General features: G+C 67.5%; 25 protein-coding genes and 1 tRNA gene. 12 read left to right on the top strand and 14 right to left on the bottom strand.

Going from position 1 to position 21870, the window contains the following annotated elements; all coding sequences use genetic code 11:
- Positions 1-164: 164 nt before the first annotated feature.
- Positions 165-971 (bottom strand): class I SAM-dependent methyltransferase, encoded by an 807-nt coding sequence (locus ACQY78_RS20295; RefSeq protein WP_428678040.1) that lies wholly within the window; start codon positions 969-971, stop codon positions 165-167.
- A 70-nt stretch (positions 972-1041) separates the two neighbouring features.
- Positions 1042-1653, bottom strand: coding sequence for a hypothetical protein (locus ACQY78_RS20290; RefSeq protein WP_428678038.1), 612 nt, complete (start codon positions 1651-1653; stop codon positions 1042-1044).
- Positions 1654-1761: 108 nt separating this feature from the next.
- Between ACQY78_RS20290 and ACQY78_RS20285 the strand changes: the two genes are divergently transcribed.
- Positions 1762-2394: a TetR/AcrR family transcriptional regulator gene (locus tag ACQY78_RS20285; protein ID WP_428678036.1), complete on the top strand. Its 633-nt coding sequence runs from the start codon at positions 1762-1764 to the stop codon at positions 2392-2394.
- On the opposite strand, the gene ACQY78_RS20280 is transcribed toward ACQY78_RS20285, so the two are convergent.
- Both ACQY78_RS20280 and ACQY78_RS20275 read right to left on the bottom strand, forming a co-directional pair.
- A complete protein-coding gene (locus ACQY78_RS20280; protein WP_428678034.1) occupies positions 2378-3304 on the bottom strand; it encodes a bifunctional riboflavin kinase/FAD synthetase in 927 nt (308 codons plus the stop codon). The two genes, ACQY78_RS20285 and ACQY78_RS20280, sit on opposite strands and share 17 nt — an antisense overlap.
- 9 nt (positions 3305-3313) lie before the next feature.
- Positions 3314-3760, bottom strand: a complete 447-nt coding sequence (locus tag ACQY78_RS20275; protein ID WP_298318575.1) for a MaoC family dehydratase — start codon at positions 3758-3760, stop codon at positions 3314-3316.
- A gap of 68 nt (positions 3761-3828) precedes the next feature.
- On the opposite strand from ACQY78_RS20275, the gene ACQY78_RS20270 reads away from it, so the two are divergent.
- The 4 genes from ACQY78_RS20270 to ACQY78_RS20255 all read left to right on the top strand — a co-directional run bounded on the left by ACQY78_RS20270 (position 3829) and on the right by ACQY78_RS20255 (position 7452).
- On the top strand, positions 3829-4854 hold the full coding sequence (locus ACQY78_RS20270) for a phosphotransferase family protein (RefSeq protein ID WP_428678032.1): 1026 nt from the start codon (positions 3829-3831) through the stop codon (positions 4852-4854).
- Between the two features lie 2 nt (positions 4855-4856).
- Positions 4857-5216, top strand: a complete 360-nt coding sequence (locus tag ACQY78_RS20265; RefSeq protein WP_428678030.1) for a DUF6285 domain-containing protein — start codon at positions 4857-4859, stop codon at positions 5214-5216.
- A gap of 109 nt (positions 5217-5325) precedes the next feature.
- Positions 5326-6024, top strand: a complete 699-nt coding sequence (locus ACQY78_RS20260; RefSeq protein WP_428678027.1) for an ArsR/SmtB family transcription factor — start codon at positions 5326-5328, stop codon at positions 6022-6024.
- Positions 6025-6168: 144 nt separating this feature from the next.
- Positions 6169-7452: an IS1182 family transposase gene (locus ACQY78_RS20255; RefSeq protein ID WP_428677558.1), complete on the top strand. Its 1284-nt coding sequence runs from the start codon at positions 6169-6171 to the stop codon at positions 7450-7452.
- Positions 7453-7601: 149 nt separating this feature from the next.
- Here the strand turns inward: ACQY78_RS20255 and ACQY78_RS20250 are convergent, their stop codons facing one another.
- The 3 genes from ACQY78_RS20250 to ACQY78_RS20240 are packed head-to-tail and all read right to left on the bottom strand — an operon-like array spanning position 7602 to position 10356.
- Positions 7602-8726 carry a DSD1 family PLP-dependent enzyme gene (locus tag ACQY78_RS20250; RefSeq protein ID WP_428686445.1) on the bottom strand — a complete coding sequence of 375 codons (1125 nt, stop codon included), beginning with the start codon at positions 8724-8726 and terminating at the stop codon, positions 7602-7604.
- Positions 8727-8746: 20 nt separating this feature from the next.
- Complete coding sequence (locus ACQY78_RS20245; protein WP_428678025.1) at positions 8747-9721, bottom strand: tripartite tricarboxylate transporter substrate-binding protein; 975 nt, start codon at positions 9719-9721, stop codon at positions 8747-8749.
- On the bottom strand, positions 9718-10356 hold the full coding sequence (locus ACQY78_RS20240; protein ID WP_428678023.1) for an HAD-IA family hydrolase: 639 nt from the start codon (positions 10354-10356) through the stop codon (positions 9718-9720). Before ACQY78_RS20240 ends, ACQY78_RS20245 begins: the two co-directional genes overlap by 4 nt.
- 70 nt (positions 10357-10426) lie before the next feature.
- Here ACQY78_RS20240 and ACQY78_RS20235 point away from each other — a divergent pair, with 70 nt between their 5' ends.
- Complete coding sequence (locus tag ACQY78_RS20235) at positions 10427-11326, top strand: LysR family transcriptional regulator (RefSeq protein WP_428678021.1); 900 nt, start codon at positions 10427-10429, stop codon at positions 11324-11326.
- Here the strand turns inward: ACQY78_RS20235 and ACQY78_RS20230 are convergent.
- From ACQY78_RS20230 to ACQY78_RS20220, 3 genes are read right to left on the bottom strand one after another with little or no spacing between them, the layout of a single operon-like run.
- A complete protein-coding gene (locus ACQY78_RS20230) occupies positions 11301-11804 on the bottom strand; it encodes a PaaI family thioesterase (protein WP_428678019.1) in 504 nt (167 codons plus the stop codon). The two genes, ACQY78_RS20235 and ACQY78_RS20230, sit on opposite strands and share 26 nt — an antisense overlap.
- 1 nt (position 11805) lies before the next feature.
- Positions 11806-12228 carry a PaaI family thioesterase gene (locus ACQY78_RS20225; RefSeq protein ID WP_428678017.1) on the bottom strand — a complete coding sequence of 141 codons (423 nt, stop codon included), beginning with the start codon at positions 12226-12228 and terminating at the stop codon, positions 11806-11808.
- Between the two features lie 8 nt (positions 12229-12236).
- Positions 12237-12983, bottom strand: a complete 747-nt coding sequence (locus ACQY78_RS20220) for a TSUP family transporter (RefSeq protein WP_428678016.1) — start codon at positions 12981-12983, stop codon at positions 12237-12239.
- 117 nt (positions 12984-13100) lie between these two features.
- Here ACQY78_RS20220 and ACQY78_RS20215 point away from each other — a divergent pair, with 117 nt between their 5' ends.
- From ACQY78_RS20215 to ACQY78_RS20205, 3 genes are read left to right on the top strand one after another with little or no spacing between them, the layout of a single operon-like run.
- Entirely contained in the window at positions 13101-13988 is an 888-nt protein-coding gene (locus tag ACQY78_RS20215; protein WP_428678014.1) for a LysR family transcriptional regulator, read from the top strand.
- The gene (locus ACQY78_RS20210; protein WP_428678012.1) at positions 13985-14548 is read left to right on the top strand and encodes a DUF488 family protein; all 564 of its coding nucleotides are present in this window, start codon (positions 13985-13987) and stop codon (positions 14546-14548) included. The genes ACQY78_RS20215 and ACQY78_RS20210 overlap by 4 nt, the downstream gene beginning before the upstream one ends.
- Entirely contained in the window at positions 14545-15408 is an 864-nt protein-coding gene (locus ACQY78_RS20205; protein WP_428678010.1) for an alpha/beta fold hydrolase, read from the top strand. Before ACQY78_RS20210 ends, ACQY78_RS20205 begins: the two co-directional genes overlap by 4 nt.
- A gap of 3 nt (positions 15409-15411) precedes the next feature.
- Here the strand turns inward: ACQY78_RS20205 and ACQY78_RS20200 are convergent, their stop codons facing one another.
- The 4 genes from ACQY78_RS20200 to ACQY78_RS20185 form a co-directional block, all read right to left on the bottom strand.
- Positions 15412-16929: a hypothetical protein gene (locus ACQY78_RS20200; RefSeq protein ID WP_428678008.1), complete on the bottom strand. Its 1518-nt coding sequence runs from the start codon at positions 16927-16929 to the stop codon at positions 15412-15414.
- Positions 16929-17933: an SGNH/GDSL hydrolase family protein gene (locus ACQY78_RS20195; protein ID WP_428678006.1), complete on the bottom strand. Its 1005-nt coding sequence runs from the start codon at positions 17931-17933 to the stop codon at positions 16929-16931. The genes ACQY78_RS20200 and ACQY78_RS20195 overlap by 1 nt, the downstream gene beginning before the upstream one ends.
- 82 nt (positions 17934-18015) lie before the next feature.
- Positions 18016-18090: transfer RNA gene (locus ACQY78_RS20190), tRNA-Gln, on the bottom strand.
- A 63-nt stretch (positions 18091-18153) separates the two neighbouring features.
- On the bottom strand, positions 18154-18669 hold the full coding sequence (locus ACQY78_RS20185) for a flavin reductase family protein (protein WP_428678004.1): 516 nt from the start codon (positions 18667-18669) through the stop codon (positions 18154-18156).
- 238 nt (positions 18670-18907) lie between these two features.
- On the opposite strand from ACQY78_RS20185, the gene ACQY78_RS20180 reads away from it, so the two are divergent.
- The 3 genes from ACQY78_RS20180 to ACQY78_RS20170 are packed head-to-tail and all read left to right on the top strand — an operon-like array spanning position 18908 to position 21798.
- Positions 18908-19732, top strand: coding sequence for a CHAD domain-containing protein (locus tag ACQY78_RS20180; RefSeq protein ID WP_428678002.1), 825 nt, complete (start codon positions 18908-18910; stop codon positions 19730-19732).
- A 21-nt stretch (positions 19733-19753) separates the two neighbouring features.
- Positions 19754-20920, top strand: coding sequence for a CobW family GTP-binding protein (locus tag ACQY78_RS20175; protein WP_428678001.1), 1167 nt, complete (start codon positions 19754-19756; stop codon positions 20918-20920).
- On the top strand, positions 20917-21798 hold the full coding sequence (locus tag ACQY78_RS20170; RefSeq protein WP_428678000.1) for a fumarylacetoacetate hydrolase family protein: 882 nt from the start codon (positions 20917-20919) through the stop codon (positions 21796-21798). The genes ACQY78_RS20175 and ACQY78_RS20170 overlap by 4 nt, the downstream gene beginning before the upstream one ends.
- The last annotated feature ends 72 nt before the right edge of the window (positions 21799-21870 follow it).

Raw genomic sequence — 21870 nt, 5'->3', positions numbered from 1 at the left:
TCACAAGAAACTCGGCGCAGGAGGGAGCAAATTCCGGCCACACGTCAGGTGGCCACTGGCAGGCAAGACGACCCGGCCGCGGTCAGCGGACCGGGCGGGTAATTCGCTCCTGGAAAGCCCTGGTGAACATAGGGCGCGCAATCTAGGGATGGGGGTCGGGGGGGTCAAGGAGCGCCCGACGGCCCCCACGGGCGCCTGACCCGCACGATCAGCGCCTGCGGCACGACGCGCGTGTCGGCGACCACCGGCTGGGCCGCCGCCAGTTCCGCGCTGGCGCAAGGCTCGACCATACGTTCCAGGACGAAACCGGCACCGACGAGAGCATCGACCCATTGCGACAGGGTGCGGTGGAAGCGCGGCACCTCGAAGAGCGGGCTGGTGGCCTTCTCCGCCGGCGGAGCACTTCCGAAGCCCCATCGTTCGATGTCGCCGTGCCGGCCGTTGAAATAGTCCGCGACCTCGACCGCCCTCGTCTCGCCCCTGGCATCGCGCAGCACCTTGCGGTGCGGCGGCGAGAAGCACGGATGCAGGATGGAGAACTGCAGGAAGCCGCCCGGCCTGACGATGCGCCACGCCTCCGCCAGCACGCCGTCAATGTCGGGCATGTCCATCAGCGACATGAAGGCGGTGACGAAGTCGACGCTCGAAGCGGCAAAGGGCAGCGACGTGCCGTCGGCCACGGCATAGGAGATGCCGAGCGGCGCGGCGGATTCGGCAGCTCGCGCATGACGGATGAAGGTCGGCGCGATGTCGATGCCGTCCATGCGGGCGCCGCGCCGGGCGAGATGACGCGTATTGGCGCCCTCGCCGCATCCCATGTCGAGGCCGCGCCGGCCATCAACGGGTGGCAGCGCGTCGAGGAAGGTCGGAGAGTTGAGCGCGTCGCGGTAGATGTCGTAGCCGGCGCGCACGTGACGCGTCCATGTCTCGGCGTTGCGTTCCCAGAACGCTCCCGCTTCGGACGCCTTCATCCGCCTTCTCCCATCAGGTGACGGGCTTCAATACCTCACGAGCGACCGCCAGTCTGCCGTCCCCGCATCGTCAGGCCGGGGTCGATCGCAACCTCGTCCGGCGCCGCGCGGCAATCCTCAATCCCAGGAGGACCAGCATCAGTACCGCCGGCAGGGCATAGAACGGGCTCTGACCGATCCGCTTGCCGTTGGTCACGATGAACGACACCCAGAGATAATAGCCGCCCAGCCAATGCAGCATCCGCCACGCTACCGGCCCCACCCAGGCGGCCGTTCGATCGAACGATGTCGCCGCCATCGCGATGATGAAGGCATAGGCGATGCCCCCGCTCACCAGCGTCCCCGGCATCGCATGCTCGTGGAATCCCTGCGGGTCCATCCGGGCGAAGGCCAGGATCGCCGCGGCGTGGATCGTGTGCGAGACGGCGAAGGCGAGGCCGAGTTGACGGCGGTTGCGGCGTTGCCAGCGCGTCAGCGCAGAGGGCCACAGCGTCAGCATCGCCTGCGCGCCGAAGGCCAGGGCGAACAGGACCAGCGAGGTGCGCGCGGTGATCCGGATCACGATCCTCACGCCGGTGACCTCGTAAGCATGGCCCGCGAGGCAGAGAGCGGAAATGCCCAACAGGGACAGGGACAACAGGCCCAGCAAGGGCCAGCCTTCGAACAATCGGGTCTTCGTCATGGCATCCCTCCGCAATGTAAGCATTGCTTACTTTACGGCGGGGACATGGGTCAATGCAGTGTACGCACTGCTTACATTCACATGCCCGTGATGCTAGCCTTGGCCGCGATGGCCCAACGCCCCCTTGCCAAAGCGAAGAAGAAGCCCAGCCGCACCTATCACCATGGCACGCTGCGCGCGGCGTTGATCGAAGCGACTCTGGGGCTGGTCGAGGAAGGCGGGCCGGAGGCCGTTACCGTGCGCGAAGCAGCACGACGCGCCGGAGTCTCATCGGGCGCGCCGTTCCGCCATTTCCCCAACCGAACCGTGCTCATGACGGCCGTGGCCGAGGAGGCGACGCACCGGCTGCATGCGGCAGTCCTGGCTGCGGTCGAGCCGCTTGCCGACCAGCCGCCGCTCGTCCAGCTCAGGGCGATCGGCCGCGCCTATCTCCAGTGGGCCTCCGAGAATCCGACCCATTTCGCCGTCGTCTCCAACCGCGGCCTGATCGACTATGAGAGCTCGCCGTCGATGCAGCGCGAGAACGAGGACATCCAGACACTGATGGGCCGCCTGCTCGATGCGGCAGGCGCACCCGCCGGCGCAAAGCTCGCCGGGCGCGCCTTCGTCTATGGACTGGCGCGCATGCGCGTCGACGGCCACCTGCCGCAATGGGGCGTCGCGTCTTCGCAGGAAGCCCTCACGGCGATGGACGCCGCGCTCGATCTCTTTCTCGAAGGTCTGCTCAGGCTGCGAGGATAGCGCGCGCGCGCTCCCCGTCGGCCGCGATCTGCGCCTTGAGCTGGTCGAGGCCGGTGAATTTCATTTCGGCGCGGATGAAGTCGATCAGCGCGACCCGCAGCACCTTGCCGTAGAGGTCGCCCGCGAAGTCGAACAGGTGGACCTCGAAATTCTCCTGCAGCTTGCCGAAGGTCGGGCGCTTGCCGAGGTTCGCGACGCCGTTGCGCCATTCGCCGTCGACCAGGGCGCGGACGGCATAGACGCCAAAGCGGGGACGCAGATGTTCGCCCAGCGCCACATTCGCCGTCGGAAACCCGATCGTGCGGCCGCGCTGATCGCCCAGCTCGACCTGACCCTCGATCTCCCATTGATGTCCCAGCAGCCCGGCGGCCTCGCGTGCCCAGCCGTGCCGCAGCGCCTCGCGAATGCGGGTCGAGGAATAGATCTCGCCTTCGTGCGTCACCGGATCGAGCACCGAGACGTCGAAGCTGCGCGCCTTGCCTTCAGCCCGCAGCATCTCGACGTTTCCGCTACGCCGGGCGCCGAAGGTGAAGTCGTAGCCGCAGACGACATGGCGCGCGCCCAGCCCTTTCACGAGCACGTCCTCGACGAACGACGCCGCCGCAAGGGCCGCGAACGCCGCATCGAAGTGCTGGGCCAGCACCGCCTTCACGCCGTGTTCGGCGAGCAGCCGCGTCTTGGCCGGCGCGAGCGTCAGCCGGAACGGTCCCGTGTCGGGCACGAAGAAGCCGCGCGGATGCGGCTCGAAGGTGAAGGCTAGCAGCGGTGCGCCGAGCGCCGCGGCCTTCTCCCGCGCATGCGCGAGAAGCGCCTGGTGGCCGTGATGCACTCCGTCGAAATTACCGAGCGCCACCACGCCGCCCGTCCACTCGGGCGGCACCGAATGCCAGTCGTCGAACACCGGAACCATGCCGCCGCCTCAGGCCGCGTCGCGCCGCGGCACCAGCACGACCGCTTCGCCGTCGATCACCACCTTGTCGCCGTTCAGGCACTGGGTCTTGAGCGTGACGCGGCGGCGCTTCTCGTCGATAGCGGTGATGGTCGCGACGGCCGTGATCGTCTCGCCGATGAGGACCGGCGCCATGAAATTCATGGTCTGGGAAATATAGACCGCGCCCGGTCCCGGCAGCTTGGTGCCGATCACCGTCGAGATGAAGCTGCCGCTCAGCATGCCGTGCGCGATGCGCTGGCCGAAGCGGGTGGTGCGGGCGAACCCGTCATGCAGGTGGATCGGGTTGGTGTCCCCGGAAACCCCGGCGAAGGCCACGATGTCGGCATCGGTCACGGTCTTGCCGAACATCGCCGACATGCCGGGCTTGAGGTCTTCCAGGTACAGGCCGTTCATCGCGGCGAAGGCACTCGACACTTTGCTGATCTCCCCAGTTGGCGCGGTCCTCTTACCATGCGGCGAAGCCTGTGCCACAGTCCCGGTAAATGAACGTTCACACGTCGACTGAAATTGAAACCGTCGCCCGCATCCTCGCCGAGGCGACCCATCGCCATTTCGGCGCGCCCGCCGCCATCGAAGCCCTGTCCCGCCAGTCCGGCGGCGCCTCGCGCCAGACCTGGAGCTTCGACGCCGTGGTGAAGGGCGAGCGCCACGCGCTGATCCTGCGCCGCGATCCGCCGGCTCAAGGCAAGACCGAGCGCGAACGCGCGGTCGCGATCGATCGCGCCACCGAGTTCCGCGTGCTGCGCGCCGCCCATGAGGCCGACGTCCGTTCCCCCGAGCCGTTGTTCGAACTCACACCGCAGGATGGGCTGGGCGACGCCTATGTCATGCGCCGGGTCGGCGGCATCGCCATCGCCCGCAAGCTGCTGCGCGATCCGCCCTACGAGGCCGCGCGCGGAAAGATCGCGGGCCAGCTCGGCGAAATCCTGGCCCGTATCCATGCGACCGATCCAGCCACCCTGCCGCCGCTGCCGCGCCGCGAGGCCGCCGACCATATCGCCGAGCTGCGCCGCTCCCTCGATGCGCTGGGCCAGCCGCAACCGGTCTTCGAGCTGGCCCTCACCTGGCTCGACCGCCGCAAGCCCGCGCCGCTCGAGCGGCCGGTGCTGGTGCATGGCGACTACCGCACCGGCAACTATCTGGTCGATGAGACCGGCGTGACGACCATCCTCGACTGGGAGCTCGCCCATCTCGGCGACCCGGTGGAGGATCTCGGCTGGCTGTGCGTCAAGAGCTGGCGCTTCGGTGCGATCGACAAGCCGGCCGGCGGCTTCGGCAGCCGCGAGGAATTGTGGGCGGCCTACGAGCGCGCGGGCGGCGGCACGGTCGATCCGGTTCGTGCTCACTGGTGGGAAGTCTTCGGCACCGCGCACTGGGGCATCATCTGCCTCAACCAGGCCTGGAAGCACCTCTCCGGTTCGATCAAGTCGATGGAACATGCCTCGATCGGCCGGCGTGCCGTCGAGACCGAAGTCGACCTGTTGCAACTCCTGAAGCAGGGAGCCTGATCGTGGCCCAGGACCGTCCCACCGCCGCCGAACTTCTGGCCGCCATCGCCGACTTCCTGCGAGAGGAGGCGACGCCGGCTCTCGACCGCACCGAGCCGCGGCTCGGCTTCCAGATGCGGGTCGCCGTGAACTCGCTCGCCATCCTCGAACGCGAGGTGCGCCTCGGACCCTCCGCCGATGCACGTGAGCACAAGCGTCTGGTCGAACTGCTCGGCCGCGACGCCCCGCTCGACGAGCTGAACCACGAACTCGCGCGTGAGCTGCGCAGCGGCAAACGCGACGAGACCGACGCCGCGCTGATGGCCCATCTCGAAGCGACCATCGCCGACAAGATCGCCATCGCCAATCCAAAGTGGCGGTAGCTGCACTTGCTCCTCCCCCGTCATACGGGGGAGGCATGTCTATGATACTTCGGCCTCCACCGAACGATTGACCGTGGCGACCGCGGACGGCCGGCCCTAGACTTCGCCCATGACCACCGTGAATGCCCTTTCCGAGATCGCCGCCCTGATGGGCGATCCGGCCCGCGCCTCGATGCTGTCGCTGCTGATGGACGGCCGTGCCCATACGGCGTCGGACCTCGCACACAATGCCGGCATCACCGCGCAGACAGCGAGTGGTCATCTCGCGCGCATGGTGGAGGCGAACCTGCTGGCCGCCCGCGCCCAGGGCCGCAACCGCTTCTATCGCCTGGCGTCGCCCGAGGTGGCGCACGCCATCGAATCGCTGATGGCGCTGGCCGGTGCACGGGCGACGCCGGCGTCGAAGAGCGCGGCGTGGCGGCGCGACCCGGATCTCCGCTTCTGCCGCACCTGCTACGATCATCTCGCCGGACAGGTCGGCATCGCCGTCACCGACTCGCTGACCCGGCATGGCCATCTCGAACCCAAGGGGCCACGCGACTGGCAGCTCACACCGTCGGGCGAGCTATTCTGCGGAAAACTGGGAGTCGATCTCGGCACGGCGCGCCAGGCGAGCACGCGTCACTTCGCGCGCCAGTGCCTCGACTGGAGCGAGCGCCGGCCGCACATCTCGGGCGCGCTGGGCGCGGCCATCGCCGACACCTTCTTCAGGCGCGGCTGGGCCGAGCGCCTGCGCCGCAGCCGCACCGTGCGCCTCACGGATTCCGGCCGCCGCGCGCTGGGCAGCCATTTCGGCGCGACGGTCTAAGCCTCATTGGAGCGCGCAACTCCAGTTGCGCTCAAGCTTCGTCGATCGGCGAGATATGAGCGCAACTGGAGAGCGTGTGAAGAAATCTCTGGCGGCGGTGGTCGATTTTTGATTCGCTGAAGGCCTCCTTAGAGGGAGGGTTGGATGGCGAAGGGCAGGCCGGCGGGGTTGCGTCTGGAGACGGCGGAGCGGGGGCAGGTGGAGTTCCGGCAGGGTTGTCTGGACGACCTTCTGTCGCTGGATCACCGTGCGCGGCAGGTTTGGGACTATGTCGAGGGTCTGGACCTGTCGCGGTTGTACGCCCGCGTGCAGACGACGGTGTCGTCGAGCGGCCGTCCTGCGATCGATCCGGCGATCCTGGTGTCGTTATGGCTTTACGCGACGCTCGAAGGTGTGGGCAGCGCGCGGTTGTTGGACCGTCTGTGCCAGTCGGATGCGGCCTATCGGTGGCTGCTCGGCGGGGTGACGGTGAACTACCACACCTTGTCGGACTTCCGGGCCGGTGCGGGTCCGGTGCTGAACAGGCTTCTGTCGAGTTCGATGGCGGGGCTGATCTCCTCGGGTGCGGTGCAGGTCGACACGCTGGCGGTCGACGGCATGAAGCTTCAGGCGGCGGCGAACCGCGGCACGTTCCGCCGCAGCGAGCGTCTGGCGATGCTGGAGAGGGCGGCGTACGAAGTGCTCGAGCGAATGGCGGTAGAGGTCGACGAAGACCCCGTGGCGGCGCAGCGCCGGACGCTGGCCCGCCGCCTGTCGGCGGCGCAGGAGCGGGTCCGGCGGCTTGCGAAGGCTCGCGAGGCGCAAGCCGAGATCGAGCGCCAGCGTGAGGAGCAAAGGCAGAAGCAGCGCCGCAAGGAGAGGCCCCAGGACCCCGATAAGGAGGCTCGCGCCTCGACCGTCGATCCCGAGGCGCGGCTCATGAAGATGGCCGACGGCAGCGTGCGGCTGGCCTACAACGTGCAGTTCACGACGGCGGCCAAGGGCGCTCACATCGTCGGCGTCCGTGTCACCGACCGAGGTTCCGATTATGGCCTGCTGGAGCCGGCCCTGAACGAGATCGAGCAGCGCTATGGCGTGAAACCAACGCGATTGCTGGCCGACGGCGGCTACACGAGCAAGAGCGACATCGAGAAGGTGCATGCGCTGGGCGTCGAGCTGTTCAGTCCGCTCCCGAAAAGCAAGGGCGATCCGGCGGCCCCGAAGCGGGGCGACGAGGCGGGGACCATCGCCTGGAGGCGGCGCATGGCCAGCGACGAGGCGATGGCGATCTATCGAAGGCGCTTTGCCACCGAGCGGCCTCATGCCCACATGCGCAACCACGGCCTGCGACAGTTGCTGGTGCGCGGCAGGGAGAAGGTCGAGGCGATCGTGCTCTGGCACGTCCATGCCTTCAACTTCCTCCAGCTCAAATGCCCCCGGAGTGCCTAAGCAAGGCGCTTCGAAGGCCTGCTGCCCTCAACCACGCCTCGGGCTGATCCAGAAACCGACCAACGCCACGGCGCCATACCCTCAAATACTGATCCCCAGCATCCAGAGAGAATAACTTCACACTCTCTGGAGTTGCGCGCTCCATTGACTCACCAGCCTTGGAAGCGCGGCCAGGTCGTGGCGTCGCCGGCCGGCGTCACGGCGAGGTAGGACGGATACTGCGCGCCGGTGGCGCAGGCGTGGTTGGGCAGGATGCGCAGTCGCGCGCCGATCGGGAAGCGTTCGACGAGGCCCGTATCGGCCGTGCCGTCGCGGCGCGCGACGATGCCGTGTTCCTGGTTGGCGCCCGACACGATCAGCCCGTCGATCACGTTGCCCTCGACGTCGCACACGGCGCCGTAGCCATAGTCGATCTTCTGGCGCTGGGTGCCGCGGTCGCGGCTCATCGCCATCCAGCCGGCATCGACGATCACCCAGCCCTTATCGGGCTGGTGGCCGATCACCTCGGTCAGCACGGAGAGCGCCACGTCCTGCGGCGTGCAGACGCCGACATTGGACATCACGAGATCGAAGAAGACGTAGACGCCGGCGCGCACCTCGGTGACGCCTTCGAGATGCTGCACGGCGATCGCCGTCGGTGTCGAGCCGATGCTGACTTCCGGGCAGGCGATGCCGGCGGCGCGCAGACGCTCGGCGGCGCGCACGCACAGGGCCCGCTCCTGCTCGGCCAGCGCCTGCAGCGCCTCCGGCGTGTCGAGATCGTAGGAACTGCCGGCATGGGTGAGCACGCCCTTCACCGTCGCGCCGCCCGCCTGCAACACCTGGCCGATCGCGATCAGCTCCGGCGCCTCGGGCTGCACGCCCGAGCGATGGCCGTCGGAATCGATCTCGATCATCACTTCGAAGACTTGGCTCGTGGCTTTACCCTTGGCCACGACGGCCTCGGCCGCCGCCACCGAATCGACCAGCAGGGTCAGCGCGCAGCCTTGACGGATGAGCGCCAGTGCGCGGTCGAGCTTGTCGGGCACGATGCAGACCGCATAGAGCACGTCGGCGAAGCCCGCGGCAAAGAACTGTTCGGCCTCCTTCAGGGTCGAGACGGTGATGCCGACGGCGCCCGCGTCGTGCTGGGCGCGCGCGACCTCGATGCATTTCGAGGTCTTCACGTGCGGCCGCAGGCGAACGCGGAGCGCCGAGAGATGATCCTGCATGCGCGCGATGTTACCCGCCATGCGGCGCTCGTCGATCAGCGCCGCCGGGGTCTCGATGTCCATCAGCTTCAAGTGTTCACCCTTCAGTCGAGATACTCTCCGCGCGCCTTCAGCGCCGGCACGTCCTTTTCCAGCCCCCGCGCGATCAGGGCCGTCACGGTAGCGGGCTGCAGCGCCTCCCGCGACGGCAGATCGACACCGACCGCCGTCATTTGCTTGACCAGCGCAGGATCGGCCACGGCCGCCCGCAGCGCCTCGTTGAGTCGCGCCATGACCGGTTGCGGCGTGCCCTTGGGCGCGAACAGCGCGTTCCACGAGCGCAGGTTGACGTCGAAGCCCTGGCTGGCCGCCGTGGCGACTCCCGGAAGCTGCGGCAGAGGCTGGTCGCTCAGCACGGCAAGCGGCTTGATCTTGCCGCCGGCGATCTGCGGCAGCGCCGTCGTCGTCTGGTCGCACATGAAATCGATATGGCCACCCATTAGGTCGTTCATCGCCGGTGCCACGCCCCGATAGGGCACATGGGTGATGTTGAGCTTGAGCGCCGACAGCAGCACGACGCAGGCATAGTGGGAGATCGAGCCGACGCCCGCGCTGCCATAGGTCATGTCCGCCTTGTGCTTCTCGGCATAGGCGATGAACTGCTTGAGGTTCGAGACCGGCAGGCCAGCCTTGGCGACCAGCAGCAGCGGCGCCGTGCCGGCGAGGCCGATCGGCTCGAAGCCGGTCAGCGGATCGTAGGGCAGCTTTTTGAACAGGGCGGCGTTGGCGACGTGGGTGCCGATCGTGCCGAACCCGATCGTGTAGCCATCGGGTGCGGCGTTCGCGAGCTTCGTCAATCCGATCGTGCCGCTGGCGCCGCCGATGTTCTCGACCACAACGGTCTGCTTCAGATCCGCCGCCATGCCCTGCGCGAGCGCGCGGGCCAGCGCGTCGCTGGGACCGCCGGCCGGGAACGGCACGATCAGGGTGAGCGGCTTGGTGGGAAAGCTCTGGGCGGTGGCCGTGCCGGCCGCCAGCAGGAGCGGCGCGAGGGTGAGCAGAAGTCGGCGCAAGATCATGACAAACGTCCTTCCAGCCAGGGGAGAAGATCGTCGAGCGTCGGCCGCTCGAGGCCGGCGGGCGGCGCGCCGTCGGGGCGCGCGAGACCGACGCGGTTGTGCCAGTAGGTCCTGAGGCCGACCGCAGAGGTACCGAACAGGTCGTAGCCCGAGCCCGCGACGAAGGCCGCTTCCTGCGGCGCGACGCCCAAGGCTTCCAGTGCCCGGCGATAGGGGCGCGGGTCGGGCTTGTAGTATCCAGCTTCCTCGGAGGTGACGATGCAGTCCCAGTTCGTCTGCAGCCGCCCCGCCGCCTGCCGGCCGAGCCGGATCGAACAGTTGGTGACAACGCCGAGTTTCGTGCGGCCCGCCAGCGCATCCAGGGTCGCCTGCGCACCGCTCCAGGGCGGCAGTTCCAGCCATCGCGTCTCCAGCGCGTCCGCCGCGCCCTCGGCCAGGCCGGTTGCCACGGCGGCCTCGCGCACGAGCTGTTCGTAGGGCACGTAGCTGCCGCAACCATAGGTCAGCCGCAGATACTCGGCCCGCCAGGCGCGGCCGCGTTCGGCCGAGCCCGCCACGTCGTTCCACAGGGTCCAGGAGTCGAGGAGCGCCGTCAGCAGGTCGAACAGCACGGCTTTGGGAAAGGTCGTCGTCATGCGCCCAACGTAGCAAGCCGCAGGCCGTTGGTGCTTAAATCCGACGAACAGTTCAGTTAAATAAAACTGAATGATCACACTGGCCGACCTGCAGTTCATGGAAGCGCTGGCGCGCACTGGCTCGCTGAGCGGCGCGGCGCGGTCGCTCAACGTCACGCCGCCGGCCCTGTCGCTGCGCCTCAAGAAGCTTGAACGGACGCTCGGCGTCAGCCTGGTCGTGCGCAGCTCGCGCCGCCTGCGGTTCACCGGCGAAGGCGAGCACCTGGTGAGCGAGGCGCAGGCGATGCTGGCCCGCATGGGCGCGCTCACCGACCTGCTCGGCAAGGAGGGTGGCAGCCTCGCAGGGCCATTGCGGGTGGTCGCGCCCTTCGGCTTCGGCCGGCTGCACGTGGCCCCGCTCGTCGCCCGCTTCGCCCAACGGCACGAGGCGATCCGCGTGACGCTCGATCTCTCCGAACGCCCCTGGACCGACAGCGAGGATGCCGATGTCGTGGTTCATATCGGCGCGGTCCGCGATTCGACCTGGGTGGCGCACGTGCTGGCGCGCAACGACCGCTGGGTCTGCGCCGCGCCCGCCTATCTCGACCGGCGCGGCACGCCGGCCGATCCGCGCGACCTGCTGGCGCACGAGTGCCTCTGCGTGCGCGAGAACAACGAGGATGTGACGCTGTGGCGCCACCGCCGCGGCAGCCGCGCCGGCGCCGTGCGCGTGACGCCGACGCTGACCAGCAACGACGGCGAGGTCGTGCGCAACTGGGCGCTGGCCGGGCTCGGCCTGATGCTGCGCTCGCAGTGGGACGCCGGCCCCTTCGTGAAGCGCGGCGAACTCAGGCGCGTGCTGGCGCCGTGGTCGTTCGAGGGCGCCGACATCCTGGCACTGGTGCCGGCGCGACGCGGCATCTCGGCCCGCGTCACCTCCTTCGTCGACTTCCTGAAATCCTCCCTCAGGTCGCGGCCGCCGGGGCGTTAGCGCCGGTCTTCGTGTAACCCAGCCCGTCGCCGGACGAGATCTTGGCGATCGACGAGGCGCGCAGGATCTTCTGGTCGCCCACGGTCAGATAGATGTTGGTGAACAGCAGCGTGCGCGTCTGACGGATCAGTTCGGCACGGCCCTCGACCCAGTCGCCTACGCGCGCCGGCGCCACGAAATCGAAGGTCATGCTGACGGTCGGCAGGAACTTGCGCAGACCGGCGAGATAGCCGCCGCCCATCGTGCCCACGAGGTCGGCCACCGTCATCATCATGCCGCCATGCAGGCCGCCCGCCGGGTTGCACATGTTCTGTTGCACGCGGATCGCCAGCACGAACTCGTCGCGCGTACCCTTCTCGCCGCGCTTGGCGTACATGTTGCCGGCATGGGTATTGAAGTTCGGCTCGGGTCGGCCGCGAGCGAAATCGACGAGACTGAAACCTTCGGGCGGATCGTCGGGTATTTCGTAGGAAGACACTCTAACTCCGGACTTTCAGGGGGCGTCCCGGCCGCAGCAGCGCGAAGTCGCCCAGCCCGGCCAGCACATCGTGGCGCGGACCATAGAGACGGCCCCTCACCTGCGCCACATGCTCGTCGTGGCCCAGCAGCTCGCCCGTGGCCTCGAGCCAGTCGCCGACCCGCGCCGGGGTCAGATAGTCGAGCGTGAGCTTCAGGGTGACGCAGCGCCGGTCGATGGCGCGATAGACAACAGAGCCCAGCGCGGCATCGATGAAGGCCGCGAGCATGCCGCCATGCACGATGCCCAGCGCATTGGCATGTTGCGGGCCGGGCATGAAGCCGCGCCAGACCCTGTTTCCCTCGACCTTCTCGAACCACGGTCCGTTGGCCGCGGTGAATCCGGTCGCCTCAGTGAGTTCTCGAAAGCCTTCTGGAATGTCCACGCGCCATCTTACGCAATCCCGGTCAACAGCACCAAGCCATAGCCGACATAGTAGAGACCCAGCACGGTGATGAGGCGTCCCGCCCAGGTGCGAAACTGAGCATCCGACAGGCGTTCGAGGATCTGCTTGCCGAGCGAGGTGCCGAGCATCGAGGCACCTACCGCCATCACCAGCACCCAAGGCTCGACCGAGCCCGCCCCCTCGATCAGCGCGCCGAAATAAAGCAGCTTCGAGCCGTGACCGAACACCTGGCACGAGGCCTTGGTGGCGACGATCTGCTGGCGGTTCATCGGCGAGCGCAGGAACAGCTGGTCGACCAGCGGACCGGTCACGCCGGTCAGCAGCATCAGCGCCATGCAGGCGATGCCGCCGCCCAGCGCCTGCAGGGGTCCGAGCGTCGCCGGCATCCACCGCGTCGGCACGACCCGCAGCACGAAAGGCGAGAGGCCGAGCATCAGCAAGGCGACGGCCTTCTCGGGCACGTAGAGGGTCAGCGACCAGATCCCGACAGCGATGAAGCAGCCCACCACGTAGAAAACCGTGATGCGCCACTGGATATGCCGCCGCCACAGCAGCGCGCGCCAGCCGTTCGACGCCATCTGCGTCACCGCATGCAGCACCATGGCCATGGGCAACGGCAGCAGGAACAGCAGCACGCCGATCAGCACCATCCCGCCCGCCATCCCGAAGATGCCAGACAGGAAGGCGGTGAACACCATCAGGACGCCGAGCCCCAGGGCCATCGTTATCGTCATCTTGCCCTCGCCGATCCCAGAGCTCCCCAAGAGTGAGGACGAGGGCTTGTCTAGGGCCGGACTATGCAGTGTTCAAATATATGATAACTTCTATCTCCATACTTTCTGGATATGATTATGGAACTGCGGCACCTCCGCTATTTCGTCGCCGTGGCGCACGAAGGCCATGTCACGCGCGCCGCCGAGAAGCTGCACATGCAGCAGCCTCCGCTCAGCCAGCAGATCCGCGCGCTCGAGCGGGAGATCGGCGCGCCGCTGCTGCTGCGTCATCCGCGCGGCGTCAGCCTGACCGATGCCGGCCGCTCGTTCCTGGCCGACGCCGAGGCGATCCTCGCCGCCGTCGAACGCGCCACGGTGAAGGCGCGGCGCACGGCGCGCGGCGAGACCGGCCGGATCGCCGTGGGTTTCACCACCTCGGCGCCCTTCCATCCGCTGGTGGCCCGCGCCATCCGCGAGTTCCGCCGCGACCGCCCCGACATTTCCTTCGTGCTGGAGGAGAACAGCTCGGGCGACCTGCTGGCCGCGCTGCGCGACGAGCGGCTCGACATCGCCTTCATCCGTTCCGGCCTCGTCGAGCCGCAGGGGCTTCACCTGTACGAGCTGCTGCACGAGGAGATGTCGGTCGCCCTGCCAGCGCGTCACCGGCTCGCACGCCGGCCGAAGCTCACCCTGAAGGACCTCGCGACCGAGGATTTCATCCTCTATCGCCGGGCCGAAGGGCGCGGGCTCTACGACGTCATCATCGCGGCCTGTAGCGCCGCGGGCTTCAGCCCCCACGTGAGCCAGGAGGCGCCGCGCATCGTCTCGACCCTCAACCTCGTGGCCGCCGGTCTCGGTATCACCATCGTGCCGGCGTCGCTCAGCAGGTTGCCGCTCGAGGGTGTAACGTATCGCCCCCTCACCGGGCGGCCCGCGATCAAGGTGCCGCTCAACCTCGCCTGCCGCCGCGACGATCCTTCCGCCGCCACGCAGGCCTTCATCGACCAGGTGCGCCGCCTCGCATGAAGCCAGTCAAGACCATCGGCCACTCCAACCATCCGATCGAACGCTTCGTGGCGTTGCTGAAGGCGGGCGGCGTCGAACGGCTGGTCGACGTACGCTCCACGCCGTGGTCGCGCCGCCATCCGCAGTTCGGCCAGAAGAACCTCGCACGGTCGCTGGCCGAGGCCGGCATTGACTATGTCCATGAAGGCGCCGCCCTCGGCGGCAAGCCGCAAGCGGGTGGCAGCTACGACCACCTCGCCGCGCGTCCGGAATTCACGGCGGCGCTGGATCGCGTGATCGACGAAGCACAGGAGACAGTGCTTTGCCTGATGTGCGCCGAGAAGGAGCCGCTCGACTGCCATCGCACGGTGCTGGTGTCGCGGCGTCTCGCAGAGCGCGGCGTCGCCGTCGAGCACCTGTTGGCCGATGGCGGCACGCGGCCCCATCATGAGGTCGAGGAAACAGTGCTGGGCAAGGACGTCGCCCCCGACCTGTTCGAGGATCGCGCCGCGCGACTTACCCGCGCCTGGCGTCGTCTCGAAGCGAAGTGGGGCCGCGCCGGGACCGGCGAAGGAGAATGACCGAGATGGAAGTCCGCAACATGGAAACCGCGCCCGGCCTGGTGTTCGACGCCTCCGTGGCCGGCGACGACTCGGCCCCGCTGGTGCTGATGCTGCACGGGTTCGGCGTGTCGCGGCATTTCTGGAAGGCGCAGGTCCCGATGCTGGGAGAGGCCGGCTACTTCGCGGTGGCGCCGAACCAGCGCGGCTATTCGGCGGGCGCCCGGCCCGATCCCAGTAACCTCGACTCCTACCGCTTCGATAAACTGACGGCCGATGCGCTCGACCTCGTCTCCGCGGTGGGCCATGGCGACAGACGCTTCCATCTCGTCGGCCACGATTGGGGCGCGAGTCTCGCCTGGGCCATCGCCTTCCGTCATCCCGAGAAGCTGCGTTCCCTCACCATCCTGTCACGCCCCCATCCCATGTCGTTCGCGCGGGCGCTGGCGATGCCGGACGGTGAGCAGAAGCGCCGCTCCGGCCATCATCAGGCATTCCTCGAGCCCGATGCCGTGCCGAAGGTGCTGGCGAACGACTGCGCCTGGCTGCGCACGCGGCACACCAAGGAGGGCGTGCCGAAGGAGGCGATCGACCTTCATCTGTCCGTGCTCGGATCCGCACCGGCCATGGAAGCCGCGCTCGCCTGGTATCGCGCCCGCGGCGAGCGGATGCCGCTCGGCCCCATCAAGGTGCCGACGCTCTACCTCTGGGGGGATGCCGACGACACGGTGGGCCGCGCCGCCGCCGAAGGCACGGGCGAGTTCATCGCCGCGCCCTACCGTTTCGAGGTGCTGCCCGGCGTCGGTCATTATGCCGCCGACCAGATGCCCGAGCGGGTGAACGAATTGTTGCTCGAGCATCTCCACCGCTACGCGGAGTGATCCTCAGGGTTTGCAATCGAGCTTGGTCAGGCGCGGCGAGAAGGTGGGAAGCGCCGTCGACGCGCCCGCCGGCCAGGCGCGCGGCCAGGCCTTGTCGGCCAGCTTTTTCTCGACCAGCGGCACCAGCAGGTTGAAAGCCGCCCAGCCGCGAATGCGCGTCCCGGCATAGGACGTGTGCACGGCATCGACGAACAGGTCCGGATCAAACGGCGTGTTGCCGACGAGATCGAGGAAAGCGAGCCCGTGGACCGCGGCGTACTTGGCGAACAGGCGGTTCTGGAACTTCGCCAGCCGTTCGAGGTCGCGATAGCGGTACGGCCAGTTAGCGGCATTGAGCTGCTCGATGATGAATTTGTGCCGCACCGGATCGACGACCAGCCCGTCCTTCACCATCCAGAAGAACGAGGTGAGCGCCATGTCGGCGTCGACCGTCGCGAGGTCGGCGCGGATCTGGTCGAGGTCCTTCTGGATGAGGTTCAGGTTCACCGGCAGGTTGGCGAAGTCGAGATTGGGATTCATCTCGTCGAGCCCCTCTGGCCAGACGACCTTGTAGTCGGGCTTGGGCCACTCCGCGCCGCTATTGTCGCCTGCAGCCGAACCGGCCATGGCGAACGCCGCCTGGATGCGGCCGATCAGGGCGGAGTAGCGCGCGGCCTCCTTCAGCAACTTCACGGCGGCCGGTTCCTGCGCGCTCACGGGCCGGGTGACCGGATCCTGCGGCACCTTCTCGACGATCGAGGCCGGCCGGAACTGGTTGCCACCCTCGTGATAGACCACGAGGTCGGGCCTGAGGGGAATCACTTCCGTCCGCACGACGGCGGCGATGTCCGTGGAACTGATGCTTTCGCGGCCCGCATTCAGGACCTCGAACCGGATGCCGAGCCCCTTGGCGCGGGACCAGACGTTCATCCAGTGGTTTACATATTCCGGCCAGGAGTAGGGCAGATGATGCGCCTCGACGACGGTCGAGGAGCCGACGAAGACAATGCGCACCGTCTTCTCGGGTCTCGGATTCTCGATCGGAGGACCGCGCCAGCCGATCTGGTTGGTGGTCAACCCGCTCGGGATCGTGACGTCGGGCAGGAACCGGTAGGGCGGACGCGGCTGGCCATCGGGCCCATCGTAGAGGAAGAGCTGACCGGGAGCATGACGCAGGAACCAGTGCTTGCAGGGATCGCCGGAGAAACTGGTGTTCCAGACCTTGAAGGCATCGGAGGGGCGGAACGCCATGCCGCCGACGGGATTGGCCTCGACGAAGCGATAGAGGCGCTCCCAGTCGTCGGGAATGGCGCGCTTGTTGGGCAGCGGCGACGGTTCGACGAAGAACCAGTCACGTTCGACGCCGGCGGCTCTCGAGACCTTGTCGACCGAGTCCTGCTTCACGCTGGCGAGCCCCATCGGTTCGCCGAGCGGTGTGAGCAGGATCGGATAGCCGTCGATGTACCGGACGACGCCTTCGGCCACGACGACGCTCAAGGCGAGCGAAACCACGACCAGCAGGGTGTCCTTGAGGAAGCGCATCACTTGCAACCCTTGCCCTGGTCGCGGCACAGCCCGTCCAACAGGGTGTTGAGCTCGGGCACCATCATCTTCGTGAAGGCCGCCATCGCAGCGCCGTTGGGATGCGGATCGGGGACCGTCACCCAAAGACTCGGCGGATCGAGATCCTGGACGGTCGGCAGCATGTCGAAAAAGGGAACGCCCAGCCCCTCGACGTCCGCCTTCACCTTGGCGGTGACGTCGGTGAACGGATAAGGCTTCAGCTCGCGCAGCTCGGGAATGTTGAACACGACCAGCTTGACGCCCATTTCGCGTGCCGTCGTCGCGAACCCCTGCAGGGCCTTGCGGGTCTGCTGCCAACCGGCGGCGTCATCCTTGTAGAGTTCGCGATAGTACCGCTTCCAGTCGGGCGCCTCGCCGAACTGGCGCATCAGCGAGTCGAGGCGATACTTGAAGACGACCCAGGCGGCCGAATGCTCGTCGAGCCACGAGGTCTGCCCATAGGTCGGCATCGGCTCGGCATCGTTGATGAAATAGCTCAACACGATGATGTCGGGCTTCAGTTTCGCTGCCGTGTCGCGGAACAGCGTGAGCTCCTGCAACGTGTTGTGATTGCCGACGCCGAGATTGTAGCTGTCGACCTTGCGGCCCTCGGCGACCAGCGCAGCCGTCACCCGGGCGGCGGCGGTCTCGTTCTGCGCGACGCCCCAGCCGAGGGTCGTCGAATCGCCCGCGAAGGCGATGCGCGCCACGCCCGGCGGCGCCTTCTCGGGAATCTCAGAGGACCGGAAACCGTGGCTGTCGGTCGTCACCTTGACGCCCATCAGCTGCGCCTCGGCATTGGGGCGGTGCCGATGTCCGAGGTCGGGCCGCATGTCCCGCACCTTCACGTCGCGCGCGTAGCGCCACATTTCGACTTCGTAGAGCATGCCGGTGTCGAGGAAGAGCCGGGTCATGCCCTCGAGGCAAAGCGCGCAAACAGCGGTGAGAACGACGACCAGAAGCGTGTTTTTCAGAAAGTTCATAGACCTTGTCGCTCGAGCGGTTCATCCAGGGCAGCAGACACAGGACAGCAGACGGACCTCGGAGCCCTCGAAGGGGGCGCATTGGCTGGGGCGCCAGGATTCGAACCTGGGAATGGAGGAATCAAAATCCTCTGCCTTACCGCTTGGCGACGCCCCAGCAGGCGCCCGTTCGGGCGGGCGGGAACATAGTGGGTTGGTGCCGGGGCGCAACCCCGCTCGTTCAGGCTGCCTGGGCAGCCTTCTTCAGGGCGTCGCCATGCACGAAGGCGCCGTCGGCGTAGAGAAGCGGTGCAGCACTGTCGTGCAGGGCTACGTCGACGATCTCGCCGATGTAGATCGTGTGGGTACCGGCCGAGAGTTCGGTGACCAGCTTGCAGTCGAACGACACGGGACACCCTTTCAGCACCGGTGCGCCGGTGGTGAGCGTGCTCCACTCGCCCATATCCCGGAACCGTTCGTCGCCCTCGGTGCCGTCCATGCCGGCGAAGCGCTCCGCAAGCTTGCGATGCTCCGGGCTCAGGATGTTGACGCAGAAGAAACCCGCTTCGCCGATCGGGTCGTGGGCGCTCGCGGTCTTGTTGACGCAGACCAGGATCTGCGGCGGTTGGGCCGAAACCGAACAGACCGCCGTGGCGGTGAGCCCGCCCCGCTGGTCCCCGACCCGGGTGGTGATCAGGGTTACGCTTGCCGCCAGGTGGCGCATGCCCTTCTTGAAGGCCGCCGCATCGATACTCATGGAACGATTCTAAGCCACGCGGGCCTGCCGCCGCCACTGCAAAGACGGGTAAAAGCGACTGCCAGCGCGGGTCTGGCCAGTGAAATCCGCGAAGCGGAGGGATCGGATCAGTCTCCCCGATGACATAAAAGCTTCATCGGACTGTCGCTCTTTGCGGTTGCCCCTTCGCCGGGCGCCGCTACGGTCGGAGGCAATGTCAGCTTCCGGGCCAAAGCTTACCCCTGCAACCCCTGCCGAAATGGCACTCAGAACGATCGCCGGCTCCTGCCGGGCCGATCTTTCGAAGTATCGGGACATCGTTCTCCAGAGCCGTCGGCCGATTGGCATCCATCAGGCCCGGGTGGCGCTGCGCCGCCTGCGCGCGGCGTTCAGCGTGTTTCGCCCTGCGGTCGATGGCCCGGAAGTGCGCGCTCTTTCGGCCGAAGCCAAGTGGCTGGCGAGCGAATGCGGGCCCGCACGTGACCTGCATGTATTCCTCACCGAAAGCGTTGCCGACGTTCCCCCGGTCGTGAAACGCGTCGGCGCGCGGCTGGCCGCCAGCCACCTGGAGCGCGCCCGTGCCGCCCTCGGCAGCGCCCGCTACGAGGCTTTCGACGAGCGGCTCGCCACCTTTGCCGCGCATCCGGCCTCGGAAGAGGTCCGGGGCGAGCTGCGCCTCGACGAATTCGGCCGTCACATCCTCGATTCCCGCCATGCCAAGGTGGTCCGCCGAGGCCGCCTGTTCGCCCGGCTGAGCGAGGAGCAGCTCCATCAGCTGCGCATCGGCATCAAGAAGCTGCGCTATGCCGCGACCTACCTCAGCCCCGCCTTTGCCTCGCCCGCAGCCAAGCCCTATATCGAGGCAACGGTGCGCCTGCAGGGCGCGCTCGGCGCCTTGAACGATCGCGCGACGGCGGCTCGCATGCTGGCCGATATCGCGACGGCCTCCCGTCCCACCGAGGACACGGCCTCGGCCCTCAAGGTCCTCGCCAGGCAGGCGGCAACCGGCGAGAAGCGCCGACGCCGCAAACTGGAGCGGGCCTGGAAGGAGTTCAGGAAGGTCGAGCGCTTCTGGCGGGCGTGATCCCCGAACAAGGATGATTCGATGAGCGACACGCAGAACGCTGCCGAGCAGCGCATCCCCGTCACTGTGCTGACGGGCTTCCTCGGCAGCGGCAAGACGACCCTGCTCAACAAGCTGTTGCGCCGGCCCGAGCTGGCGGACACCGCCGTCATCATCAACGAGTTCGGCGAGATCGGCCTCGACCACCTGCTGGTCGAGAAATCCGACGACGAGGGCATGGTGACGCTGAACTCGGGCTGCCTGTGCTGTACGGTGCGCGGCGACCTGGTGCGCACCATGAGCGAACTGTTCCTCAAGCGCTCGCGCGGCGAGGTCTCGCCGTTCAAGCGCATGGTGGTCGAGACCACGGGCCTCGCCGACCCCGCCCCCATCCTGCACACGCTGATGACCGACCCGCTGCTGGCCTCGCGCTACCGCCTCGACGGCGTGGTAACGACGGTCGACGGCGTCAACGGCGCCAGCACGCTCGACAATCACGAGGAGGCCGTGAAGCAGGCCGCCGTCGCTGACCGCATCCTGCTGACCAAGGTCGACATCGCCGACGCGCCCAAGCTCGCCGAGCTGAAGCACCGGCTGCACCACCTCAATCCGGGTGCGCCGTTCCATACGGTGGCAACGGGCGAGATCGATCCCAACCAGATCCTCAATGCCGGCCTCTACAATCCCGAGACCAAGAGCGCCGACGTGAAGAAGTGGCTGCAGGCAGAGGCTTATGAAGGCAGCCATGACCATGGTCACGGCCATCATCACGGACATGATCATGGTCACGATCACGGCCATTCCCACGACCATGGGCATGGTCACGGCGAGCAGGATCCGCACGACGTGAACCGCCACGACGACCGTATCCGCTCCTTCTGCATGACCTTTGACGAGCCGATGAGCTGGTCGACCGTGGCCGCCGCCTTCGACGCGCTGGTGACCTATCGCGGCCCCGACCTCTTGCGCATGAAGGGCATCCTGAACGTCAAGGACACCGACAAGCCCGTGGTGATCCACGGCGTGCAGCACGTCTTCCACCCGCCCGCCACGCTCGACGCCTGGCCGGAGGGCGACGACCGCAAGAGCCGCGTCGTGTTCATCACGCGCGACATCGGCGAGAGCACGATCCGCAAGGTCTTCGCCTCCTTCTTCGATGCCGAGAAGAAAGGCTGGGGCAACGCCGGCGACCAGGGCAAAGCGCAATGAAGCTCGCCACGATCACACACGGCGGCGTGCCTAAGGCCGCTCTCGTCAGCCCGGACGGCAAGACCTTCTGGCCGCTGGAGGAGATGCTGGGCCGTGCCGCTCCCGATCTCGGCGCCATCGTGGGCGAGCTCGACACGCTCAAGGCGAAGATCAAGCCGGCCGGCCCGGGCCTGCCGCTAGCGTCCGTGAAGATCGAGGCGCCGATCCCGCGGCCGGCGCGCAACGTCATGTGCGTCGGCAAGAACTATCACGAGCATGCGAAGGAGTTCACGCGCAGCGGCTTCGACAGCAGCGCCAGCTCCGCGGCCGACGCCATCCCGACAGCGCCGATCATCTTCACCAAGGCGCCGGAATGCGTGATCGCCGACGGCGCCGACATCCGCTATCCCGAGGGCGTCAGCGACTCTGTCGACTACGAGGCGGAGCTCGGCCTGGTCATTGGACGCGGCGGGCGCGGCATCTCCAAGGACGAGGCCTACAGCCATATCTGCGGCTACACGATCATCAACGACGTGACGGCGCGCGACCTGCAGGGCAAGCACAAGCAGTGGTTCCTCGGCAAATCGCTCGACACGTTCTGCCCGATGGGCCCGTGGCTGGTGACCGCCGACGAGGTCGATCCGGAAAACCTCGGCGTGAAGTGCTGGGTGAACGACGAGCTGCGCCAGAACGCCAACACGCGCGACCTCATCTTCGACATCCCGACCCTGATCGCGACGATCTCCGCCGGCATCACCCTTCGGCCGGGCGACGTCATCGCCACCGGCACGCCGGTCGGCGTTGGCATCGGCTTCACGCCGCCGAAGTTCCTGAAGCGCGGCGACCGGGTCACGATCGAGATCGACGGACTCGGCCGGCTGTCGAACAAGGTCGCGTAAGACTCAAGGGAGCGCGCCACTCCGGTGGCGCTCAAGCTCGGTCGATGGACAGGCATGAGCGCCACTGGAGTG

The organism is Reyranella sp. (assembly GCF_965279625.1).
In the GTDB taxonomy this organism is placed as follows: Bacteria; Pseudomonadota; Alphaproteobacteria; order Reyranellales; family Reyranellaceae; genus Reyranella.
Note: the sequence above shows the minus strand (reverse complement) of the source record. Positions and strands in the feature narration are given on the sequence as shown.

Coding starts and splice junctions, on each gene's coding strand:
- ACQY78_RS20295 (WP_428678040.1), bottom strand. CDS start 971: ATGAAGGCGTCCGAAGCGGGAGCGTTCTGGGAACGCAACGCCGAGACA.
- ACQY78_RS20290 (WP_428678038.1), bottom strand. CDS start 1,653: ATGACGAAGACCCGATTGTTCGAAGGCTGGCCCTTGCTGGGCCTGTTG.
- ACQY78_RS20285 (WP_428678036.1), top strand. CDS start 1,762: ATGGCCCAACGCCCCCTTGCCAAAGCGAAGAAGAAGCCCAGCCGCACC.
- ACQY78_RS20280 (WP_428678034.1), bottom strand. CDS start 3,304: ATGGTTCCGGTGTTCGACGACTGGCATTCGGTGCCGCCCGAGTGGACG.
- ACQY78_RS20270 (WP_428678032.1), top strand. CDS start 3,829: ATGAACGTTCACACGTCGACTGAAATTGAAACCGTCGCCCGCATCCTC.
- ACQY78_RS20260 (WP_428678027.1), top strand. CDS start 5,326: ATGACCACCGTGAATGCCCTTTCCGAGATCGCCGCCCTGATGGGCGAT.
- ACQY78_RS20255 (WP_428677558.1), top strand. CDS start 6,169: ATGGCGAAGGGCAGGCCGGCGGGGTTGCGTCTGGAGACGGCGGAGCGG.
- ACQY78_RS20250 (WP_428686445.1), bottom strand. CDS start 8,726: ATGGACATCGAGACCCCGGCGGCGCTGATCGACGAGCGCCGCATGGCG.
- ACQY78_RS20245 (WP_428678025.1), bottom strand. CDS start 9,721: ATGATCTTGCGCCGACTTCTGCTCACCCTCGCGCCGCTCCTGCTGGCG.
- ACQY78_RS20240 (WP_428678023.1), bottom strand. CDS start 10,356: ATGACGACGACCTTTCCCAAAGCCGTGCTGTTCGACCTGCTGACGGCG.
- ACQY78_RS20235 (WP_428678021.1), top strand. CDS start 10,427: ATGATCACACTGGCCGACCTGCAGTTCATGGAAGCGCTGGCGCGCACT.
- ACQY78_RS20220 (WP_428678016.1), bottom strand. CDS start 12,983: ATGACGATAACGATGGCCCTGGGGCTCGGCGTCCTGATGGTGTTCACC.
- ACQY78_RS20215 (WP_428678014.1), top strand. CDS start 13,101: ATGGAACTGCGGCACCTCCGCTATTTCGTCGCCGTGGCGCACGAAGGC.
- ACQY78_RS20210 (WP_428678012.1), top strand. CDS start 13,985: ATGAAGCCAGTCAAGACCATCGGCCACTCCAACCATCCGATCGAACGC.
- ACQY78_RS20205 (WP_428678010.1), top strand. CDS start 14,545: ATGACCGAGATGGAAGTCCGCAACATGGAAACCGCGCCCGGCCTGGTG.
- ACQY78_RS20200 (WP_428678008.1), bottom strand. CDS start 16,929: ATGCGCTTCCTCAAGGACACCCTGCTGGTCGTGGTTTCGCTCGCCTTG.
- ACQY78_RS20195 (WP_428678006.1), bottom strand. CDS start 17,933: ATGAACTTTCTGAAAAACACGCTTCTGGTCGTCGTTCTCACCGCTGTT.
- ACQY78_RS20185 (WP_428678004.1), bottom strand. CDS start 18,669: ATGAGTATCGATGCGGCGGCCTTCAAGAAGGGCATGCGCCACCTGGCG.
- ACQY78_RS20180 (WP_428678002.1), top strand. CDS start 18,908: ATGGCACTCAGAACGATCGCCGGCTCCTGCCGGGCCGATCTTTCGAAG.
- ACQY78_RS20175 (WP_428678001.1), top strand. CDS start 19,754: ATGAGCGACACGCAGAACGCTGCCGAGCAGCGCATCCCCGTCACTGTG.
- ACQY78_RS20170 (WP_428678000.1), top strand. CDS start 20,917: ATGAAGCTCGCCACGATCACACACGGCGGCGTGCCTAAGGCCGCTCTC.